15 protein-coding genes are annotated in these 18,961 nt (G+C 70.7%); 7 read left to right on the top strand and 8 right to left on the bottom strand.

Features of this window, described 5'->3' with window-relative positions:
• Nucleotides 1-186: 186 nt before the first annotated feature.
• Nucleotides 187-1,209 (bottom strand): glycosyltransferase family A protein, encoded by a 1,023-nt coding sequence (locus ACSC1Q_RS39465; RefSeq protein ID WP_436763857.1) that lies wholly within the window; start codon nt 1,207-1,209, stop codon nt 187-189.
• A 515-nt stretch (nt 1,210-1,724) separates the two neighbouring features.
• Between ACSC1Q_RS39465 and ACSC1Q_RS39470 the strand changes: the two genes are divergently transcribed.
• The 6 genes from ACSC1Q_RS39470 to ACSC1Q_RS39495 all read left to right on the top strand — a co-directional run bounded on the left by ACSC1Q_RS39470 (nt 1,725) and on the right by ACSC1Q_RS39495 (nt 8,435).
• Nucleotides 1,725-2,819 carry an endonuclease/exonuclease/phosphatase family protein gene (locus ACSC1Q_RS39470; RefSeq protein WP_436763858.1) on the top strand — a complete coding sequence of 365 codons (1,095 nt, stop codon included), beginning with the start codon at nt 1,725-1,727 and terminating at the stop codon, nt 2,817-2,819.
• A gap of 18 nt (nt 2,820-2,837) precedes the next feature.
• A complete protein-coding gene (locus ACSC1Q_RS39475; protein WP_436763859.1) occupies nt 2,838-3,923 on the top strand; it encodes a glycosyltransferase family 2 protein in 1,086 nt (361 codons plus the stop codon).
• On the top strand, nt 3,920-4,984 hold the full coding sequence (locus ACSC1Q_RS39480; protein ID WP_436763860.1) for a lysylphosphatidylglycerol synthase domain-containing protein: 1,065 nt from the start codon (nt 3,920-3,922) through the stop codon (nt 4,982-4,984). The genes ACSC1Q_RS39475 and ACSC1Q_RS39480 overlap by 4 nt, the downstream gene beginning before the upstream one ends.
• A gap of 99 nt (nt 4,985-5,083) precedes the next feature.
• The gene (locus tag ACSC1Q_RS39485) at nt 5,084-6,115 is read left to right on the top strand and encodes a glycosyltransferase (protein ID WP_436763861.1); all 1,032 of its coding nucleotides are present in this window, start codon (nt 5,084-5,086) and stop codon (nt 6,113-6,115) included.
• Between the two features lie 3 nt (nt 6,116-6,118).
• A complete protein-coding gene (locus tag ACSC1Q_RS39490) occupies nt 6,119-7,153 on the top strand; it encodes a glycosyltransferase (RefSeq protein WP_436763862.1) in 1,035 nt (344 codons plus the stop codon).
• 100 nt (nt 7,154-7,253) lie between these two features.
• Nucleotides 7,254-8,435 carry an endonuclease/exonuclease/phosphatase family protein gene (locus ACSC1Q_RS39495; RefSeq protein ID WP_436763863.1) on the top strand — a complete coding sequence of 394 codons (1,182 nt, stop codon included), beginning with the start codon at nt 7,254-7,256 and terminating at the stop codon, nt 8,433-8,435.
• 15 nt (nt 8,436-8,450) lie between these two features.
• Here ACSC1Q_RS39495 and ACSC1Q_RS39500 read toward each other — a convergent pair whose 3' ends face one another.
• The 6 genes from ACSC1Q_RS39500 to ACSC1Q_RS39525 all read right to left on the bottom strand — a co-directional run bounded on the left by ACSC1Q_RS39500 (nt 8,451) and on the right by ACSC1Q_RS39525 (nt 16,410).
• A complete protein-coding gene (locus tag ACSC1Q_RS39500; RefSeq protein ID WP_436763864.1) occupies nt 8,451-9,314 on the bottom strand; it encodes an AfsR/SARP family transcriptional regulator in 864 nt (287 codons plus the stop codon).
• 20 nt (nt 9,315-9,334) lie between these two features.
• Nucleotides 9,335-10,153 (bottom strand): UbiA prenyltransferase family protein, encoded by an 819-nt coding sequence (locus tag ACSC1Q_RS39505; protein ID WP_436763865.1) that lies wholly within the window; start codon nt 10,151-10,153, stop codon nt 9,335-9,337.
• A 165-nt stretch (nt 10,154-10,318) separates the two neighbouring features.
• Nucleotides 10,319-11,359 carry an NAD-dependent epimerase/dehydratase family protein gene (locus tag ACSC1Q_RS39510; protein ID WP_436763866.1) on the bottom strand — a complete coding sequence of 347 codons (1,041 nt, stop codon included), beginning with the start codon at nt 11,357-11,359 and terminating at the stop codon, nt 10,319-10,321.
• Nucleotides 11,341-12,675 (bottom strand): aspartate aminotransferase family protein, encoded by a 1,335-nt coding sequence (locus ACSC1Q_RS39515; RefSeq protein WP_436763867.1) that lies wholly within the window; start codon nt 12,673-12,675, stop codon nt 11,341-11,343. Before ACSC1Q_RS39515 ends, ACSC1Q_RS39510 begins: the two co-directional genes overlap by 19 nt.
• Before the next feature lie 830 nt (nt 12,676-13,505).
• Complete coding sequence (locus tag ACSC1Q_RS39520) at nt 13,506-15,584, bottom strand: AfsR/SARP family transcriptional regulator (RefSeq protein WP_436763868.1); 2,079 nt, start codon at nt 15,582-15,584, stop codon at nt 13,506-13,508.
• A 487-nt stretch (nt 15,585-16,071) separates the two neighbouring features.
• Nucleotides 16,072-16,410, bottom strand: a complete 339-nt coding sequence (locus ACSC1Q_RS39525) for a hypothetical protein (RefSeq protein ID WP_436763869.1) — start codon at nt 16,408-16,410, stop codon at nt 16,072-16,074.
• A gap of 145 nt (nt 16,411-16,555) precedes the next feature.
• Here ACSC1Q_RS39525 and ACSC1Q_RS39530 point away from each other — a divergent pair, with 145 nt between their 5' ends.
• Nucleotides 16,556-17,185: a DUF1707 and DUF4870 domain-containing protein gene (locus ACSC1Q_RS39530; RefSeq protein WP_436763870.1), complete on the top strand. Its 630-nt coding sequence runs from the start codon at nt 16,556-16,558 to the stop codon at nt 17,183-17,185.
• 39 nt (nt 17,186-17,224) lie between these two features.
• Here the strand turns inward: ACSC1Q_RS39530 and ACSC1Q_RS39535 are convergent, their stop codons facing one another.
• Nucleotides 17,225-18,751: an ATP-dependent DNA ligase gene (locus ACSC1Q_RS39535; protein WP_436763871.1), complete on the bottom strand. Its 1,527-nt coding sequence runs from the start codon at nt 18,749-18,751 to the stop codon at nt 17,225-17,227.
• Nucleotides 18,752-18,961 lie beyond the last annotated feature (210 nt).

An 18,961-nucleotide genomic window follows, 5' to 3' on the forward strand; every position in this document is an offset into this window, starting at 1 on the left:
CCGGCTCCGGTGACGAGAGGCTGCAGGGGCGGCAGGAGTGGCAGGGACGGCCGGGTCCGCCGGCCCGGCCTCCCACGAGACCGGAGAGCGAGCGGGTGTTCCCGGCAGGCGTACGAAAGCTCCGGGCAGGCGCGACCAGGCCGGGAAAACCTCAGGCCGCCGCGACGAGGGGCACGCCGGTGCGCGTCACTGGTTCTTCAGGCCACCGGTCTGGGGGACCCAGGTGGAGACCGGACGTCCTCGCTGCAGGACGCGCTGGAGCACGCCGACCCCCGCTCCCGTCGCCCCCACGAGGGTGACCAGAAGGTGGACGGCACTGAAGTAGAGGCCGAAGGGGAGGCCCCTGCGGGCGAACACCCGCCGGTAGGTGCTGCCGTCGAGGGCCACGGCGGCGGCGACGAGCAGCGGCGACACGAGGGCGCCAAGAGGGCCGACCAGCAGCGGCAGCAGGAGCGCCGGTACGGCGACGACCAGCAGGACACCGCCGAACGCGCGCGGCACGGAGTCGCCCGGCGTCTCGCCCCGGGTCCACTCCCGCGCGCTCACCCGAGCGCGCCTGAACACCTTGCTCAGGATCATCCGCATCGTGGAGTCGTGGTCGGCCCGGCCGCAGACGGCGGCCGTGATCCGCACCTCGTAGTCCTTCTGCATCAAACGGGAGCGATAGTCCGCGGACACCGTGTCGCTCAGGTGCGGGTTGAAGGGGCCGATCTCCTTGAACACCTCGGCCGACACGGCGAGCACGGCCGCGTGCAGTTCGAGGGTCGGGCGGTCGGTCGGCATCCACCAGTGATACATCTGCAGCGCGCGATACTGCGCGGGGAGGGTCTGGGCCGCCAGCGGCTCGGGGTGCAGGATGCCTCCCAGGGCACCCAGCCTGGGCTCGGCCTGCAGGATGTTCACCGCGTTCTCGACGGCGTCCGGGTCGAGGGCGATGTCGCCGTCCTGGAAGAGCAGGATCTCGCCGTGGGAGTGCTCCGCGCCGAGGTTGCGCGCGGTCGAGGCGCCGCTGTTCACCTCGGTGCGCAGCACGGTGACGCCCATCGACCTCGCCACCTCCGCCGCGTCCTCGGTGCCGCAGTCGTCCACCACGATGACCTCGATGGGGGAGTAGGTCTGCTTCTCCAGCGCGCGCAGGCACAGGCGTAACACGTGGGATCGGTTGAAGCTGGGGACGATGACCGAGACTAGCGGGCGTTCTCGACTCACAGGTGCTCCATTGGCTGAAGGCCGCTCTTTCCGAACCGCCGGGTGTTGGCCGATGATCAGGGCGGGCTGCCCAGGTGGGTCTTCGGTCAAGCGGCCGTGGCTCGTCGCCCGACCCCCGACCGCCTTGCTTCCCGCCCACGCTAGCCCCGACGGCTTGTCTCATTCTTGTCGTTCGGTCCGCCATGTCATACGGTTCCCATTCTGCGCGGCTTGTGTGGTCCGGGACTGAGGTTTGCGCGATCCGAAGGTGAGCCCTGCGCGGCCCGCGGCGCGGACGACAAGGAAGCGACAAGAACCGGTCAGTACGTTGAGGTCCGCTGGAAGTGATCGCGGATCGTCAATGGCTGTCGCCGGCCTGACCTACGTGCCGAGGTGGTGTGCTGATGGGCGACCGGGACATCATGACCGAGGATCAGCCGACGGATGTCCCTCCCGAGAAACCGATCGGCGGGCGAGCTCGCCTCGCCCGGTTCATCCGGCCGCGACGGCGGTGGTGCCTGGGCACCCGGCTGGTGGTGACCGCAACCACGGGGTGGCTGCTGTTCCTGGTCGCGCATCTGCTGGCGAGCGGCCGCACCTCGCTGTGGGCCCCGCTCGACCTGATGCCGCCGTTCATGTTCGTGGCGGTGCCGTTGCTGGTGCTGGTGGTCGCGCCGCTGGCGCGCCCGGTCCGCCGGCGGGTCATCCCGCTGCTGGTGCTCGCCGTGGCACTCGGCGCGGGACACAGCGGGATCAACGTGGCGACCCTCTGGTACACCCCGCCGCCCGCGCCGCCCGACGCCGTCAAGGTGGCGACCTGGAACACCGAGTTCTGGGACCAGGACTGGCGCACCTCCGACGGCAACAGCTACTCGCCCAACTTCTACGACTACCTGCGCGAGATGGACGCGGACGTCTACCTGCTCTCGGAGTATCTCTACGTCGACACCTCGGCGGGGGACATGATGGCGACGAAGTGGACCGCCGACATGGCGCTCCGCATCGACAAGACGGCGGAGCTGCGACGCGAGTTCCCGGGATACGAGGTCGCGACGTCCGGTGAGCTGATCACGCTCTCCCGGCTTCCCATCGTCGCGCAGCGCGGGCTCGACATGACCCGGTGGCTGCCCGAGGAGCAGAAGGCGATACCGGAGGTGATGCGGTCCTGGCCGGACTCCTACACGGTCGAGACGCTGCGCACCGACATCCGGGTGAACGGCGAGGTCGTCTCCTTCTACAACACGCAGATCAACCAGCCCCCGCTCGAATGGCGGCTGTACGACGGCGCGGCCCGCGACTCCAACCAGTACGCCCACGGCCGGCGCGAGGCGAGTTACCGGGCGCTTCGCGCCGACGTCGAGGCGAACGACAACCCGGTGGTGCTCGCCGGTGACCTCAACACCACCCCGGCGATGGGGATGCTCCGGCTGCTGCCGGAGAAGCTGGTCGACCACACCGAGGCGCTGCCGTCCCTCTATCCGGTCACCTACCTCGCCGGACCCCTTGAGTTCTGGCGGATCGACTGGGTGCTCACCACGCCGGACGTCGTCGTGCACAGCTACGAGATGCCCGGATCCGCCGGACTCTCCGACCACCGTCCTCAACAAACGGTTCTATCGGTTGGCCACTGAGCCGTGGAAGGAATCAGCATGACGGAACCGGCGACCGCGCGACCCGAGGATGTCGCGGTCATCGTGCCCAACTACAACAAGAAGAAGACTCTCCGGGCCTGCCTGGAGGCGGTGTACGCGCAGACGTACCCCCCGGCCGAGGTGATCGTGGTCGACGACCGCAGCACGGACGGCTCGCTGGACATCGCGCGGGAGTTCCCGTGCACGATCGTCGAGCTGCCGACCAACCAGGGGCCGTCGGGGGCCCGCAACACCGGGGTCGACTCCAGCGACTCGCCCCTGCTGTTCTTCGTCGACTCCGACACCGCGCTCGCCCCGGACGCCATCGAGAACGCGGTGCGGGCCTACCGGGAGACGCCCGACTGCGGCATGGTCCAGGGGATCTACGACAAGGAGCCGCTGTACGACGACGGCCTGGTGGAGAGATACCGCGTCTTCTCCGAGCACTTCGACCGCCAGCGGGCGGTGTCCACGTTCCTGTCCAACTCGCTGATCCCGCGCACGGTCTTCCGCGAGGCGGGCGGGCTGGACGAGCGGCTGCGCGACGGCGAGGACTTCGAGTTCGGCAACCGGGTGCCGTCCAAGTACCGGCTGGTGGTGACCGCGACCGTGGTCACCAGGGCGGACGACGTCGACCGGTTCTGGGAGTGCATGTGGGAGCGGTTCGTCAGGGCCAGCACCCTACCGGTGATCATGCTGAGGGCGCGGCGGCTGTACGACGACGACACGATCGGGTTCCGGCTGGACATGATCGGCCCGGATCCCCGCACCCGCCGCCTGCCGCCCCGGATCTCCTCCGTCTCCGCGGCGCTGAGCCTGTTCACGCTGCCGTTCGTCTTCCTCGTGCCGTGGCTGCTCGTAGTGCTCGCGCTGCTGCTGGCGGCGTTCGTGACGGTGAACCGTGACTTCCTCCGATACTCCCACCGCTACCGGGGCGCGGGCTTCGCGTTCCAGATGGCCGTGATGCAGTTCTGCTACCACACGGCGTTCTTCCTCGGGGCCGGCGCGGGGCTGCCCAGGCTCGTCTACGAGCTGCTCCGCCGCCAGGGGCACCCGGCCAAGACCGGCCTCACCCCGGTCTCCCCGGCCGGCGCGCCCGAGTGACCGAGAGCCGGCCGTGGCGCCTGCCGTCGTGGCGTCCGCCCCGCGCGCTGGTGCGCGTCCTGGTCGCGGCGTTCGCGCTGGTCCTGGTGGGCGCGGTGGCGGTGGCACTGGCCGGGCAGGACTGGAGCGTGGTCTCCGTCATGCTCGCCAGGAGCGACGGCGGGCGGATCGGCCTCCTGCTGGCCGGCGCGCTGCTGATCAGCATGGCCGGGCTGGGGTTCGGCTACCTGGCGTGGCGGGCGGTGCTGTTCGAGCTCGGCCCGCCGGTCGGCGAACCGCGGGTGGCGCGCGTCTTCTTCGTGACGTTCCTGAGCAAGTACGTGCCGGGGAAGGTGCCGGGCCTGATCGCCGCGACCAAGGTGGCCACGGCCAACGGTGTCGGTTTCGGGCGGTTGATGGGCACGGCGGCGCTGAGCATGAGCCTGGTCCTGCTGACCGGGCTCACGATCGGGCTGCTCGCGGGCGTGCACATGCTCGGCACCCAGGTGGCCTGGCTGGTGGCGGTGGCGGCGGTGCTGATCGTGGTCGTGCTGGTACGGCCGCAGCTGGTCAACCACGGCGCGCACCTGGTGCTGCGGGTGCTGCGCAGGCCGGACCCGGCCAGGTCGGCCTCGCCGCGCGGCATCCGGTTCGCGGTCGTCGCGCAGGGGGTGTCGTGGCTGGTCACCGGCCTGCACCTGTGGCTGCTCGCGATCGCGATGGGAGCGGACCCGTTGCCGTCCCTGGGACTGTGCGTGGGCGCGTTCACCCTGGCCACCACGGTCGGGATGCTGACGGTCGTGCTGCCCGACGGGATCGGCGTCCGCGAGGCGGTGCTGACCGCCGCCCTGACGGTGGTGCTGCCCGCGCCGGCGGCCGCGGTGGTGGCGGTGGCGAGCCGGCTGGTCTCCACGGTCGGCGAGGTGGCGCTGGGAGCGACGGCGCTGGCGGTGGCCGAGATCGTCATCCGGCGCGCCCCGGCCTCCGAACCGGCCCCCGAACCGGAGCGGGAGCCGGATCAGGTGTCCGCGGTGCCGGTGTCCACGACGGCGGCGGAACCCGCTCCGGCGGGAGACAAGTAGTCCTCACAAGCATCGGAACAGACCAACGCGTGCGAGCGTCCGCCGGGCGGGTCCCCTCCCGGCCGGTGGAGGCCCGCCAACCCGAAGGGGTCATCGACCATGGATGAGCAGCGGCCACTGGTCTCGGTCATCATTCCCAACTACAACTACGCCCGTACGCTGGACCTGTGCCTGAGCGCGCTGGAGCGGCAGGAATACCCGCACATCGAAGTGATCGTCGTCGACGACCGGAGCACCGACGACTCGGTGGAGATAGCCCACCGGCACGGGGTGCGGGTGCTGATCACCGACACCAACATCGGGGCACCGGCGGCGCGCAACCTCGGCGTCGAGCACGCGCGCGGTGAGGTGCTGTTCTTCCTCGACTCGGACGTGGCGCTCACCCCCGACACGGTCGGCAACGCGGTGGCGCTGCTCACCGCCGATCCCACGCTGGGGGTGGTGTGCGGCACGTACGAGCCGGAGCCGCTGATCCCCGACAGCCTCGTGGAGCGCTACCGCAGCCTCCAGCTGCACTACTGGATCTCCGGTGACGCGGGCGACATCACCACGATCTACTCCGCGATCTTCGCGATGTGGACCAGGGTCTTCCACGAGATCGGCCCGCTCAACCCGGCGTTGCGCCACAGCGAGAACGCCGACTACGGCCACCGGATCACCCAGCGCTACCGGATCGTGCTGGACACCGCGATCAGGGGCGCGCACGACCACGACGACAAGCTGAGCGTGGTGCTGTCGAAGTTCTTCCACCGCGCGCGCCTGCACATCCCGCTGTACCTGCGACGGCCGGACTTCAACGGCGGCCCGACCAACAGCAGCCGGGGCTGGGGGTCGCTCGCCGCCCTGTTCGCGATCGTCACCCTGGCGCTGCCGGTGCTGTTCGGCCCGCTCTGGCTGCTCGTGCCGCTCGTGCTGTTCGCCGGCTCCATCGCCTCCGACCTGGGGATGTACCGCTTCGTCTGGGGCTACGCCGGTGCGGCGTTCACCGTCTACTTCACCGCGATCCACTTCCTGGTGAACGTCACCGTCGCGCTGGCGGTGTTCGTCGGCGCCGCGCAGTGCGTGCTGTCCAGCAAGTTCCGGAACACCTACGACATGCCGGAAGCGTCCGCTCCGGCGATGGGGGCGTGAGCGATGGACGGCCCGCTGGTATCGGTGATCGTGCCCAACTACAACTACGCCGGCTCCCTGGAGCTATGCCTGCGCGCCCTGCAGGAGCAGACCTACCGGCCGATCGAGCTGATCATGGTGGACGACGGCAGCACCGACGACTCCGTCGCGGTCGCGGAGCGGCTCGGTGTCCGGGTCGTCCACACCGAGCACAACATGGGGGTGGCCGGCGCGCGCAACCTCGGCACCACCCACGCCCGTGGCGAGATCCTGGTGTTCGTCGACTCCGACGTGGCCGCCTACCCCGACTCCGTCGAGGTCGCGGTGGGCATGCTCGCGGCCGACCCGAAGCTCGGGGCGGTGTGCAGCATCCACGACCCGGAGCCGCTCATCCGCGACAGCCTCGTCGAGGAGTACCGCGCGCTGCAGTACTACTACTGGACGGCGAGCTCCGAGGGCCCCATCTCGTTCCTCTTCCCGGCGATGGTCGCGATGCCCCGCCACGTGTTCGACGAGGTCGGGCAGTTCAACACCCGGCTGCGCGAGACCGAGGAGGTCGACTACGGCCACCGCCTCACCCAGCGGTACGACATGGTGCTCACCTCGGCGGTGCGCTCCCGGCACGACCACGACGACGAGCTGTTCAAGCTGCTGCGCAAGCTGTTCAAGCGGGGCCGCGCCCGGGTGCCGCTGTACGCGCGGCGCAAGCGCTTCGCCCGCGGGTTCGAGACCTCGAACCGGGCCGGCGGCAGCCTCGCCGCGCTGGCCGCGGTGGCCACGCTGCCGGCGCTGGCGTTCGGCCCCCTCGGCGCCGTGCCGCCCGCCCTCGCCCTGGCCGTGTCGATCCTGGCGGACCTCGGCATGTACCGGTTCGTGCTGCGGCGAAGAGGCCCGCTCTTCCTGCTCTACTACGGTACGGTGCATTTCGTGGTGAACGTGACCATCGCCGCCGGGGTGGCGGCCGGTGTCCTGCAGTGGTTCCTCTCCGCCAGGTTCCGCAGGCTCTACGATTCCGATCTGCTCGTGCGGCCCTCGGCCGCCGGGGAGGCGGCGACGTGACGGTCCGTCCGCGCCCGCCCGCACCAGGCTCGCCCTTCGAGACGACGGTCCTTCCGCGCCTGTCCGCGCCACGCCTACGCCCCGGATCCGGCCGCCGTCGATGACCGACACGCGGGTGGTGACCGCGACCGCCGGGCCGGAGCCCGTCCGGCGGTCGCACTGGTGGACCTGGCCGCTGCTGTCCGCGCCGGTCGCCTGGCTGGTGTTCGTGGCGGTCCATCGCCTGCTGTCCGGCCGGGTGTGGTGGTGGCAGGCCCCGGAGCTCGCGCCGCCGCTCGTCTTCGCGGTCCTCCCGGTCCTGCTGCTCGCGGTGGCCCTCACCGCGCGCCGGGCCCGGGGATGGGTCGCGGCGGTGACGCTCGCCTCCCTGGTGCTCGGCGCGGGCCTGAGCGGGCTCAACCCCGCCGCCCTGTGGCACCGCCCCCCGCCCGCCCCGCCGGGCGCGATCACGGTGTTCTCCTGGAACACGCTGTACTGGGACATGGTGACGGGCGGCGAGACGATGCCGCCGCCCACCGGCGCGCCGTCGCGCGACATCGACGACTTCTACCGGTACCTGCACGCCCAGAAGGCGGACGTGTACCTCCTGCAGGAGTACGTCTACTTCGGCCCGGACTCGAAGGCGGTCCGGGTGGACGACCTGGCCAGGCTGCGCACGGAGTTCCCCGGCTACCACATCGCCGCGGCGAGCGAGCTGGTGACGGTCTCCCGGTTCCCGATCGTCCTGCAGCAGGGGCTCGACCTCCGCCCGTGGGTGGCGGAGAGACGCGACGCGATCCTGCCCCCCGACCCGGGCCTGCCCGACTTCTCCGCGGTGAAGACGCTGCGCACGGACGTACGCGTCGGTGGGGAGAGCGGGAGCGGCGGGGACGGCGGGAAGATCGTCTCGCTCTACAACACGCACATCAACTCCCCGGTCCACGCGTTCCCGAAGGGCATGGACCCCCGCCGCCTCAACCGGACCCAGCACGAGCGGCGGCGGGCCAACCTCCGCGCGCTCGCCGCCGACGTGGAGAGGAATCCGCACCCGGTCGTGCTGGCCGGTGACTTCAACGCCTCACCCGCGATGGGCATCCTGGACCTGCTGCCGGACCGGCTGGTCGACGCCACCCCGGTGCTCGGGTCGCTCTACCCCACCTCCTGGGACGACCGGTGGCCGCTGTGGCGGATCGACTGGGCGTTCACCACGCCGGACGTCACCGTGCACCGGTACGGGCTGGTGCGGTCGGAGGGGCTTTCCGACCACAGCGGGCAGCACCTGGTCGTCTCGACGAGAGGGTGACGACCGGGGGAACGGTCAGGGCCTGGACAGCACCCGGCCGGGCATATGGGCCGCGGGACGGGTCCAGCTCGCCGGTTCGGCGAGCGGCGGCCAGCCGGTGACGGTGTGGTGGGCGCCGGCCAGGACCACCCCCTCGGCCGCCCAGGCCGGTGGGTCGTGGTCGCCGCGCAGGATCTCCTGGTGCAGCGCGCGCAGCTCGGGTCCCGGCTCGATGCCCAGGTGGTCGGCCAGATACCCGCGCAGGCGCGCGTACTGGGCCACCGCCTCCGCGGTGCGTCCCAGTGCGCAGAGCGCGCGCATCAGCATGCTCGCGAGCGGCTCCACCAGCGGGTAGCGGGGGACGAGCGGGGTGAGCTCGGTGACCACCGCGTCGGGCCGTCCCAGCCGCAGGTGCGCCTGCGCCCAGGTGACGATGGCGCCGACGAACTGCTGCTCGATGCTGTAGCGCATCCGGGAGGCCCAGTCCCCCGAGATGTCGGTCAGCGGCGAGCCGCGCCACAGCTCCATCGCCTCGGCCAGCAGCGCGGCCCGGGAGGAGTCGTCGCCGGCGTGGGTCTGCGCCTGTTTCGCCAGCCGGTGGAACCGGTGGGCGTCCACCCGGTCGGGGTCGGCCTCCAGCACGTAGCCGCCACCGCGGCGCTCGATGGCGACCGCGGTTCCCGTCAGTGCCTGCCGCAGGCGCGCGATGTGGGCGTACAGCGAATCCGTCGCCCGGTCCGGTGGGAGGTTCCAGACCCGGTCGATCAACGTCTGGAGGGGCACGGGATGGTTGACGTCGACCGCGAGGGCGGCCAGCACCGCACGTCGTTGCGGCGGTCCCAGCGGGACGCGCCGTCCGTCGACGATCACCTCGACCGGGCCCAGTATGCGGACTTCCATTCTTTCCTTCCGGGTCGCTCTCACAACGGGACCGGCTGGTGGGCGAGCACGAGCGTCACACCCAGGGTGGCCGCCCACAACATCGAGTTGGCGACCATGACCCGGTCCCGCAGCAGGATCCGGACCGGGTCACCACCGCCTTCGTCCATCAGCTGGATCTGCAGGTAGCGGAAGAGGGCGAAGAGCGCGAAGGGCGTGGACAGCAGCATCGCCGTCTGCCCGTACTGGGGGCCGAACGGGCCCTCGTCGCGCAGGTACATGAGGCCGGAGACGAGGGCGAGCACGGAGGCGATCTGCAGCAGCCAGTTGGTCAGCTCCAGCGAGTAGCCGTGGAGCGCGGGCCGGTGCGCGGCGCCGGACTTCAGCTCCTGGCGCCGCTTGCCGATGAGGAGCAGCAGGGACATCGAGAACACCGCGACCAGCAGCCAGGTGGCCGCCCGCCCCCCGGCCACCTCGTACCCCTGGATGACCCGGAGGACGAAGCAGACCGCCACCGTGCCCACGTCGACGAGCGGGATGTGCTTGAGATAGCGGCTGTACGCGATGTTGATCAGGAGGTACACCACGATGGGCCAGTACGGCCCCGGGGTGAGGAGGATGACGGCACAGAGCAGCGCGAGCAGGCTGGCGCAGTAGGCGTACGCGACCCTGATGCCCACGCGGCCGGCGGCGACGGGACGGTGACGTTTGACGGGATGGTGCACGTCACGGTGCCGGTCGGCGATGTCGTTGCCGACGTAGACGGCGGAGGAGGCCAGGATGAACGCGACCGTGGCCAGGAGGACCTCGACCACGGTGGCGAGGTTCCACAGGGAGGTGTCGATGAGCGCGAGCGGCACCAGGAGGATCGCCTTGGCCGCGTGCGAGGGCCGTATCAGCCTGAAGAGGTCCGTGACCAGGCGTGGCGGCCGGGCTTCCGTTTTCCGGTCCGAGGCCTGTCCCCTGGGCCGCGGGAGTTCTGGAAGGTCTGCCGGTTCGACGACGTACATGCTTTCCCCGTCACTTCAGAAGAAGACTTTCGCCAGTGACAGCGCGCCCTGCCGCCACGCGTCACGGCTGGTCTGGCCGGCACCCCGCTGTGAGCCGGCGGTGCGATTCTCCCGCCACCAGGCGTACGTGCTGAGGATCGCGTCCTGATTGGACAGCTTGGGCCGGAAGCCGAGCCGGTCCCTGGCCTTGTCGGTGCTGACGTAGGAGTCGGCGAGCAGCTTGTGCACCAGCCGCCCGTACACCGGCGACAGCCGGGTCCGCTCCAGCAGCCGGAGCCCGGCCAGGGCCGGGCGCACGGGCAGCGACACGACGCGCTTGCCGTGGCCCGCCGTGTCGAGCACCGCCTGGAAGTCCTCCCGCAGCGTGCCGAACTCCGCGGCCGCGAGGTTGTAGGTGTCGTTCGCGACGTCCGCCGGTGCCGTCAGGACCCCTGCCACGGCGTCCACCAGGTCCTCGATGGCGAGCATCTGGATGCGCACGTCCCCGCGGCCGAGGACCGGGAAGTTCCGGCCCTCCTCGGCCCACTCGAAGAGCATCGCGAACAGGCCCATCCGGCCGGGACCAAGGAAGGTCTTGGGGCGCAGGATCGGCACGCACATCCCGCCGGCCCGGTACTTGTCGGCCAGCTCCTCCGCCTCGGTCTTCGCCCTGGTGTAGGGGTCGACCGGCTCGCGCGGATGCTCCTCCGGGGTGGGCACCAGCTTCGGGAGCCCGTACACGGCTGTGGAGGAGATGTGGACCGTCCGCTCCACCCCCGCCCGGCGCGCGGCCTCCAGCACGCTGTGGGTGCCCCCGACGATCAGGCTCTGGATCTGCTCCGCCGGGTAGCTCGGCAGCGCGCCCGCGCAGTGCACGACCGCGTCCGCCCCGGCCATCGCCTCGGCCATCAGCGCGACGTCGCGCACGTCGCCGACCCGGTGGCTCCATCCCGGGTCCGGGTCGGACGGCGGGCGCAGGTCCACGCCGATCACCTCGTGGCCCTCGGTCACGAGCCGCCGGACCAGGTTGCCGCCCAGCATCCCGGCGCTGCCGGTCACTACGACCCGAGAGGCCACCGCGATCCCACCTTCTCCCGTACGAACCGGGCGAGCAGCCGGGGCAGGCCCTTGGACAGGGTCTTGTCGAGGCTCTGCACGAAGTACTCGACGTCGTCGGGCTCGATGGCGAGGGTCGGCGCGACGACGAGGGGGTTCTCGACGTTCGGGCTGTAGTACGACACGATGTCGTGCTCGCTGTAGAGATCGGCGATCACCGAGAGGGTGATCAGCTTGGTCCGGAAGTGCGGGTCGCTGGAGAAGCCGGGCACCAGCTTTCCCGCCAGGTCGAGCACCTTGGGCCCGCCGGTCAGGAACACCCCCCAGAGCGCCCCCGTCCCGGTCACCTGGCCGACCACGTCCGGGTAGCGCTTCTGGATGTTCTCCAGGCCCGGCTTCAGGATGCGCTCGATCTGCCGCGCCCGCGCGGGATAGTCGTCCTCGACGATCACGTTGATCGCCTCGATCGCGGTGACGGTCTCCTCGCCGAACCCGTAGTAGGTCGTGCTGTGCAGGATGACGTCGGAGAGCCGGTCGTACGCCTTGCGGAAGATGGGCTCCCGGGCGGTGTACCCGGCGATCGACGCCTTCCCGCCGCCCAGCGACTTCGAGTAGACGAGGATGTCGGGCAGCAGGTCCGGGTAGCGCATGAAGTAGAAGAGGCTGCCGGTCTTGCCCCAGCCGGTGTAGACCTCGTCGAAGATCATGATGATGTCGCGCTCGTCGCAGAGCCGCCGCAGCTCGCGCAGGTCCGACTCCGACCAGCTGCGCATGCTCGACGCGCTGAACGGCTCGACCATGATCGCGTATACGTCGCACTTCCCGTCGGGGGTGCGCGCGGCGTCGACCGCCGCCCGCACGGCCTCCAGGTCGCCGTACGGGTGGACGACGATGTTCGGCAGCCCCGGGAAGCGGAACGAGTTCTCCGACGACCCGGTCAGACTCCCCGCCCCGAGGGTCTTGCCGTGGAAGCTGATGTCGGACCGCAGGATGGTGTTGCGCCGCCCGCCGTGATACTTGTACGCCATCTTGATGGCGCCCTCGTTGGCCTCGGCTCCCGAGTTCGGGAAGTAGGAGATGTTCAGGTCGCCGGGCAGCAGGCTGGCCACGTTGTGGCTCAGCGCGGCCACGTACGGCGAGAAGAACGCCTTGTGGACCTCCATGCGCCTGGCCTCGGCGAAGCGGCGCCTGGCCGCCAGGATGCGCGGGTGGTTGTGGCCGTGGTTGAGGACGCCGACCCCGCCGGTGACGTCGAGGATCCGGCGGCCGTCACGGGTCCAGATCCAGGCGCCCTCGGCGCGCTCGGCGAGCTCGCGGCCGAAGCCGAACGAGGTCATGAGGTTGACCTGACTGCGGCTGACATACTTTCCGTATAGGTTTTGAACCTGCTTTACGGTAAGATTTTCGCACTCATCGATGCCGATTAGCTCCGACACGTTCGACCTTTCCTGGCGTTTTTCCGCGAGTTTGCAGCTTGTGGCGTCACAGGTGAGTTTTGGTCCGAGGGTCGCAATCGTCGCGACATGGGTGCCCGCAGGGCTCCTGCGGCAGTACCGCCGCTGTCACCGGTCAACCCTTGGGTCTTCCTGCGCAAGGTGCCGGCCTTCTCTCTAGAGGTGTGAGAAGACAAGAGACGTCTCGCCAATGGTGTTAAATGCGGCTATACCTCGGACCACACAAGTCTGTATAGGTCGACGCCGCCGACGCGATGAAACATGGACGAAAAAGAGCGGCGCGACGCGCGAACTCGGGATTTCGTCTTTACCGGATCCCGCGGCCGTCGCGGTCACGTGTGACGATGATTTCGGGCATACCGGATACCGCGATTACGGCAGGCATACACGAGAATATTTCAAGCGTGTAAATTCCCGTGATTACGGCTGCCTCGCGCGAGGATTATTTCCAGCGGGCCGACGCCGATCGCTCATTTATCGTCGCCGTCGATCGAATGGAGCGTTCCCATTCCGCGGGCCGCGACATCCGGTGCGGGCGGGGCGGCCGGTGCGGGCGGTACGGGCGTGTGGCCGGTTCGGGCGGGGCGGGCGGTGTGGCAGGGGCGGGCGTGTGGCGGGTGCGGGGGGCGGGCGGTGTGGCCACCTCGTCCCCCGCGCTCACCCGGGCACTCCGCCGCCGGGACCGGCGACCCTCCGAGGGAGTCTCGGTGTCCCTAGCGGCCCCACCCGTACGACGGCTGGTACCTGACGACGCCGCGGGCGACCGGGAGACCGATGCCGTCCCCCGCCGCGCCGCGCCCCTGGCGCGCGTTGGAGAGCAGGTCGGCCATCTTGGCGTTGAGCCATCGGGGGTCGGCCGTGCAGCCGTCGGGCGGCAGGCCGAAGCGGCCGAGCGCGAGGTGCCCGAACTTGGCGTCCCGCCGGGGTCGCCGGTTGCACACGTCACCGAGAGTGCAGGCGATGACGAGGGAGCTGTGCAGCGCCCGCCGTACGGCCTGCACCTGTTCCTCCTCGGTCTCCTCCTGCCGGGTCCGCTCGCGGGCGAACAGGCAGAGCAGGTCGTGCATGCGGTACCGGTCCGCGTCGCGGACCTCCAGGAGCTGGACGTCCGCGAGGTGGTCCAGGAGATCGGCGGTCTGTTCCTCCGAGCGGTCGGCCAGCGCCGCGGCGACCGCGACGCTGATGTCGGACCCGCCGAGCAGGCTCAGCAGCCGGAACATGCGGGAGTGCTCGGGCTTCAGGCTGCGGTAGCTCACCATGAAGCAGGCCCGGACCGCCCGGTCGTCGGCCTGCAGCTCGGACAGGCGGTGATCCTCCACCGCGAGGCGGTCGGCGAGGACCCGCAGTGTCAGGCCCGGCCGGGCGATCAGCCGGGCGGCGGCGATCCTGATCGCCAGCGGCAGGCCGCCGCAGAGCCGCACGATGGCGCTCGCCGCCCACGGGTCGGCGGCGACGCGCTCCTCGCCGATCAGGCGGCTGAGCAGGGTGGTCATCTCGTCCTCCGCCATGACGTCGAGGCGGAGATGCGTGACGGCGTCCAGGGAGGTCAGCATCCTCCGGGAGGTGATCAGCACGCAGCAGGTGGGGCTCGCGGGCAGTAGCGGCCGTACCTGCGCCGCGTCCCTGGCGTTGTCGAACAGGAACAGCAGGCGCTTGCCGTCGGTCAGCGAACGGAACCGCGCGGCGGCCTCGTCCACCTCGGTCGGCACGGCCGCGTCGTCGCCGCCGAGGGAACGTAACAGGCGGGCGAGGACCTCGGCCGGGTCCAGCGGTTTGACGTTGGGGGTGGAGCCGTGCAGGTTCACGTAGAGCTGCCCGTCGGGGAACCGGTCCGCGATCTGGTGGGCGACGTGCACGGCGAACGCCGACTTGCCGATCCCGGCCGCTCCGGCGATCGCGGAGACGACGACCTGGCCGGGGCTCGCGGAGACCAGCGCCGTCCGCAGCCGCGAGACCTCGGCGGCCCGCCCGGTGAACGCGGCCGAGTCGATCGGGAGCTCGGCCGGGGCGAAGACCCTGCGGGCGATCACCGACGGTGACGGCGCCGCCAGTACGGAGTCGTCGGCGAGGATCTGCCGGTGCATGCGGATCAGATCCGGGCCGGGGTCGACGCCGAGCTCCGCGGCGAGCATCTCCCGCGCGCGCTGGTACACCGCGAGCGCGTCGGCCCGGCGGCCGGAGCGGTACAGGGCGAGCATGAGCTGTGCCCGGAGCCGTTCGTTCAGCGGGTCCCTGCGCGTCAGCGCCTCCAGGTCGGGAAGCAGCTCGCCGTGCTGGCCCAGCGCCAGGCGGGCCTCCAGCGCGGCGTCCACGACGGTCGTCCTCAGCCGCTCCAGCCGGGCCGCCTCGCCGCGCAACGGCTCGGGCAGGGGCAGTCCCTCCAGAACCGCCTCGGCGCGCCAGAGGCCCAGGGCCCGGGTGCAGCGTTCGAGCGCGACGTCATTTCGTCCTTCGGATAACATCAGACGCCCTTGAGAGGCGAGTTCTTCGAACAATCTCACGTCTATTTCGCCGGGAGCGGCCCGGAGCACGTAGCCGTTGGAGCCCGCCTCGATCCGGGAAGGCGAACCGAGCACCCTGCGCAGCGCGGAGATATACGTGTAGAGGTTCGACTCGGCGTTGACGGGGGCCTGTTCGCCCCACAACCAGTCGAGCATCCGATGGGTGGGGATCGCCTTACCGGCATTGAGCAGCAGGGCGGCGAGCAACACCCGCTGTTTGCGTCGCCCGAGGGCGATCGGCTGCCCATTGGACGTGCGAACTTCGATCGGTCCAAGAATCTTGAAATCCATCGGCATCACTCTTCAGCGCATACCACGCACCAACATGAAACGTACAAATACGCATAAATCCTGTTTTACATAGCGACTCATGATCGCGGGCTTCAACCTTCTGACGGTACTCACCTGAAGGGAAGAAAAAGATTACGCGGGAGACACCCCCGAACGCGCGCACCCCGGTACGACGTTCCGCGACGTGTATCGTGATTGCCGCCGTTCGGCCGCTCCAACCAGGGAAGTCTCGCATCGTGGAATGGCCGTGCCCCCGGGACCCCGCGCGCCCCGGTCGGCGCCGCCCATGTGACCGGCGCCGACCGGCGCCGGCACCGGCGAGCACGATGATCTTCCCGACGCCGTCCGCGCGCCCGGTCGCCTCGCGGGCGGCCGGGCGTGTCGCCGGACGGGCCCGGCGGCGCCGGCCGCCGGTTCCCCGCGTTCCCGTGTCACCGGACGGCCGGGGTCTCCCCGGCCCGGTGACGAGGGGGCCGGATCTCCCGGCTCAGCCCTCCGCGCGCTTCTGGCGCTCGTTGTAGGCCCTCATCCGAGGGGGATAGCCGGTCAGCTGCACGTCGTAGACCGGCAGGGCCAGGTCGCGGGCCACCTTGCGGATCACCGCGGGAGAGCCGACCCGGCGCCGGGTCCACTCACCGTCGTCGGCGACGGCCACCGCCGTGGTGTTCGTCGCGAAGGTCTCGGGCTCGACGTAGAACTCGACGCCCCGGCGCGACTTCGCGAAGGCGATGAGCGCCTCGATGTCGGCGTCGGTCGTGGCGCGGTCGTACTTGGCGATCCTCGGCCCGCGCAGGCGCCTCAACCCATAGCGATCTCGCCATCTCATATTTCCTTGTATACCTCTCCTGCTCGTTCCATGGCGGAAGGCCAGGGATGGGTCTCAGGGGCTTATGGGGGTTCATCCTGATATACGGGGCCGACAATCTGGACGAGCATTGAGGCCGAAGCGGCGACGAAAGGGTATCGGTCTCATGGCAGGCACAGCGACACCAGCGGGCCCGGGGTACGGGGGAGTGCCGGCGACAGGTCCCCGGCCCGGCCACGCGGGGCTTCGGGTCAGCAACCAGGATCGTGAGCGGGTGGTCGAGCACGTCCAGGCCGCCTACGCGGAGGGAAGGCTCGACGAGGCCGAGTTCGACGACAGGCTGGAGCGGGCGATGACGGCCCGCGTCCACGGCGACCTCACCCCGATCATGAACGAGCTGTACGGCACGCATCCGGCCCGTCTCGCGTCCTACCCGCCCGTCATGGGTCAGGGTCATCACGTCCGCCCCGCCGGGCGGGGTGACACCGGAGCCGAGCGGCTGGGCGCGATGGCGTCCCACCTGCTCCCGCTGGTCGGCCTCCCCGTCATCGGCCCGGTGGTCATGATGCTCACCGCGGGCAGGACCTCGTCCTACGTCCGGGCTCACTCGGTGGAGGCGCTCAACTTCCAGCTGACGATGCTCGCGGCCACCATCGTGCTGGCGATCACGTTCATCGGCTTCGTCCTGACGCCCCTGCTCTGGATCGGCGGCGTGGTCCTGTCCGTGGTCGGCGCCGTGGCCGCGGCGGGCGACGGCGACTTCCGGTATCCCCTCACCCTGCGTCTCGTGAAATGACATCCGTGGCGTCCCGGGAGGGAACCGGCGGCCGGGGCGTCAGAGCATGAGGGAGCGGACCATGTCGACGGTGTCGGCCTGGTCCGCCGTCTTGTCGGTGCGGTAGCGGATGACCCTGGCGAAGCGCAGCGCCATGCCGCCGGGATAGCGGCTCGACTGCTGCACGCCGTCGAAGGCGATCTCGACGACCGTCTCGGGGCGGACGGTGACCGTCCAGCCGTCGGTGGGGCCCTCGGCGATGCCGAGGAAGCGTTCGGTCTGCCAGGCGAGCAGCTCGTCGGTGAGGCCCTTGAAGGTCTTGCCGAGCATGACGAACCCGCCGGTCAGCGGGTCGCGGGCGCCCAGGTGCAGGTTGGAGAGCCTGCCCTCGCGGCGGCCGCTTCCCCATTCGGCGGCCAGGACGACGAGGTCGAGCGTGTGCCGGGGCTTCACCTTGATCCAGCCGGCGCCGCGCCGCCCGGCCGCGTAGGGCGTCAGGAGTGACTTGACCACCACGCCCTCGTGACCGCTCCTGATCACGTCCTTGAAGAACGCCTCGCCGTCCGCGACGTCGCCGGTGACGAGGCGGGGGGTGACCAGCTCCGAGGGTACGGCGGCGGCCAGGGCCGCGTGGCGCGCCTCGCCCGGCAGGTCGAGCAGGTCGGCGCCGTCGACCCGCAGCGCGTCGAAGAAGAAGACGCTCAGCGGCGTCCTCTCCCTCGCGCGCGGCACGTCGGTGCGGCTGGACACGCGGCCCGAGGTGACCTGGAAGGGCTCGGGACGGCCGTCGGCGCGCAGCGCGATGACCTCGCCGTCGAGGACCAGGTCGCGGGAGGGCAGGGCGCTCACCGCCTCGACCAGCTCGGGCACCTGCGCGGTGATGTCCTCCAGGGCGCGGGTGAAGACGGTGACCCGGTCGCCCGAGCGGTGCGCCTGGACCCTGACGCCGTCGAGCTTCCACTCGACGGCGACCGGCCCGCCGAGCTTGCCGAACGCGGCGGCCATGGAGGTGGCGCTCTGGGCGAGCATCGGCGACACCGGGTGGCCCACCTCCAGGTGGAAGGCGCGCAGCGCCTCGACCCCGCCCCCCAGGGCGGCGGCGCCGACGGCGGGAAGCCAGCCGCGCAGCGTCAGCGCCCGCCTGACCTCGGCGGCCGGCACCCCGGCGGCCTTCGCCACGGCCTCGATCATCACTCCCTCCAGCGCGCCCTGGCGCAGCTCGCCCCGGAGCAGCCGCGACAGGAAGACCTGTTCCTGGCGGGTGAGGGCGCCGAACAGCTCGGCGACCAGCGCCTTGCGCGCGGCCTGCGAACCGGGGCCGGCCAGGGCCTTGATCCGGTCGAGGAGGTCGTGGACCCCGCGCAGGGTGGCGGTGGCGGCGAGCCGGGGCTCCGGCGGATCCTTCAGGCTCGTCCAGCCCACGCCGACGTTGCGCTGCGGCAGCTCCCCGGAGAGGTAGGCGATGGCGATCTCCGCCTCGTCCGGCTCGATCCTGCCGAGCAGCTCCGCGAGGTGGGCGGTCTTCGCCAGCCGGGCGGAGCTGGCGGTCACGGCCGCCGAGGTGCGCGCGAGGTCGATCAACAACACAATGGCCAGCTTAAGAGCTGCACGCGGCATTTCGGTGAGGTGAGGCGCCGCTTTTCGGAGTCGTCGCGTTTCCGGGGAGGCGAGAACCCGCCTGAACGCGAGATGAACGCCCGCTTGAGGCCGGTTGGGACACGCGGAGGACATCGCCGGATATAGGGGATGTGACGGGACATGCCGGGCGGGCCACCCGTCGCCGGTAAGGCCCGCCCG

This window comes from Streptosporangium heterodermiicola, from assembly GCF_051390675.1.
In the GTDB taxonomy this organism is placed as follows: Bacteria; Actinomycetota; Actinomycetes; order Streptosporangiales; family Streptosporangiaceae; genus Streptosporangium.

Bases quoted from the DNA above. Each gene is read 5' to 3' on its own strand.
- ACSC1Q_RS39475 (WP_436763859.1), top strand. From the start codon at position 2,838: ATGACGGAACCGGCGACCGCGCGACCCGAGGATGTCGCGGTCATCGTG.
- ACSC1Q_RS39485 (WP_436763861.1), top strand. From the start codon at position 5,084: ATGGATGAGCAGCGGCCACTGGTCTCGGTCATCATTCCCAACTACAAC.
- ACSC1Q_RS39490 (WP_436763862.1), top strand. From the start codon at position 6,119: ATGGACGGCCCGCTGGTATCGGTGATCGTGCCCAACTACAACTACGCC.
- ACSC1Q_RS39495 (WP_436763863.1), top strand. From the start codon at position 7,254: ATGACCGACACGCGGGTGGTGACCGCGACCGCCGGGCCGGAGCCCGTC.
- ACSC1Q_RS39500 (WP_436763864.1), bottom strand. From the start codon at position 9,314: ATGGAAGTCCGCATACTGGGCCCGGTCGAGGTGATCGTCGACGGACGG.
- ACSC1Q_RS39515 (WP_436763867.1), bottom strand. From the start codon at position 12,675: ATGACCTCGTTCGGCTTCGGCCGCGAGCTCGCCGAGCGCGCCGAGGGC.
- ACSC1Q_RS39520 (WP_436763868.1), bottom strand. From the start codon at position 15,584: ATGGATTTCAAGATTCTTGGACCGATCGAAGTTCGCACGTCCAATGGG.
- ACSC1Q_RS39525 (WP_436763869.1), bottom strand. From the start codon at position 16,410: ATGAGATGGCGAGATCGCTATGGGTTGAGGCGCCTGCGCGGGCCGAGG.
- ACSC1Q_RS39530 (WP_436763870.1), top strand. From the start codon at position 16,556: ATGGCAGGCACAGCGACACCAGCGGGCCCGGGGTACGGGGGAGTGCCG.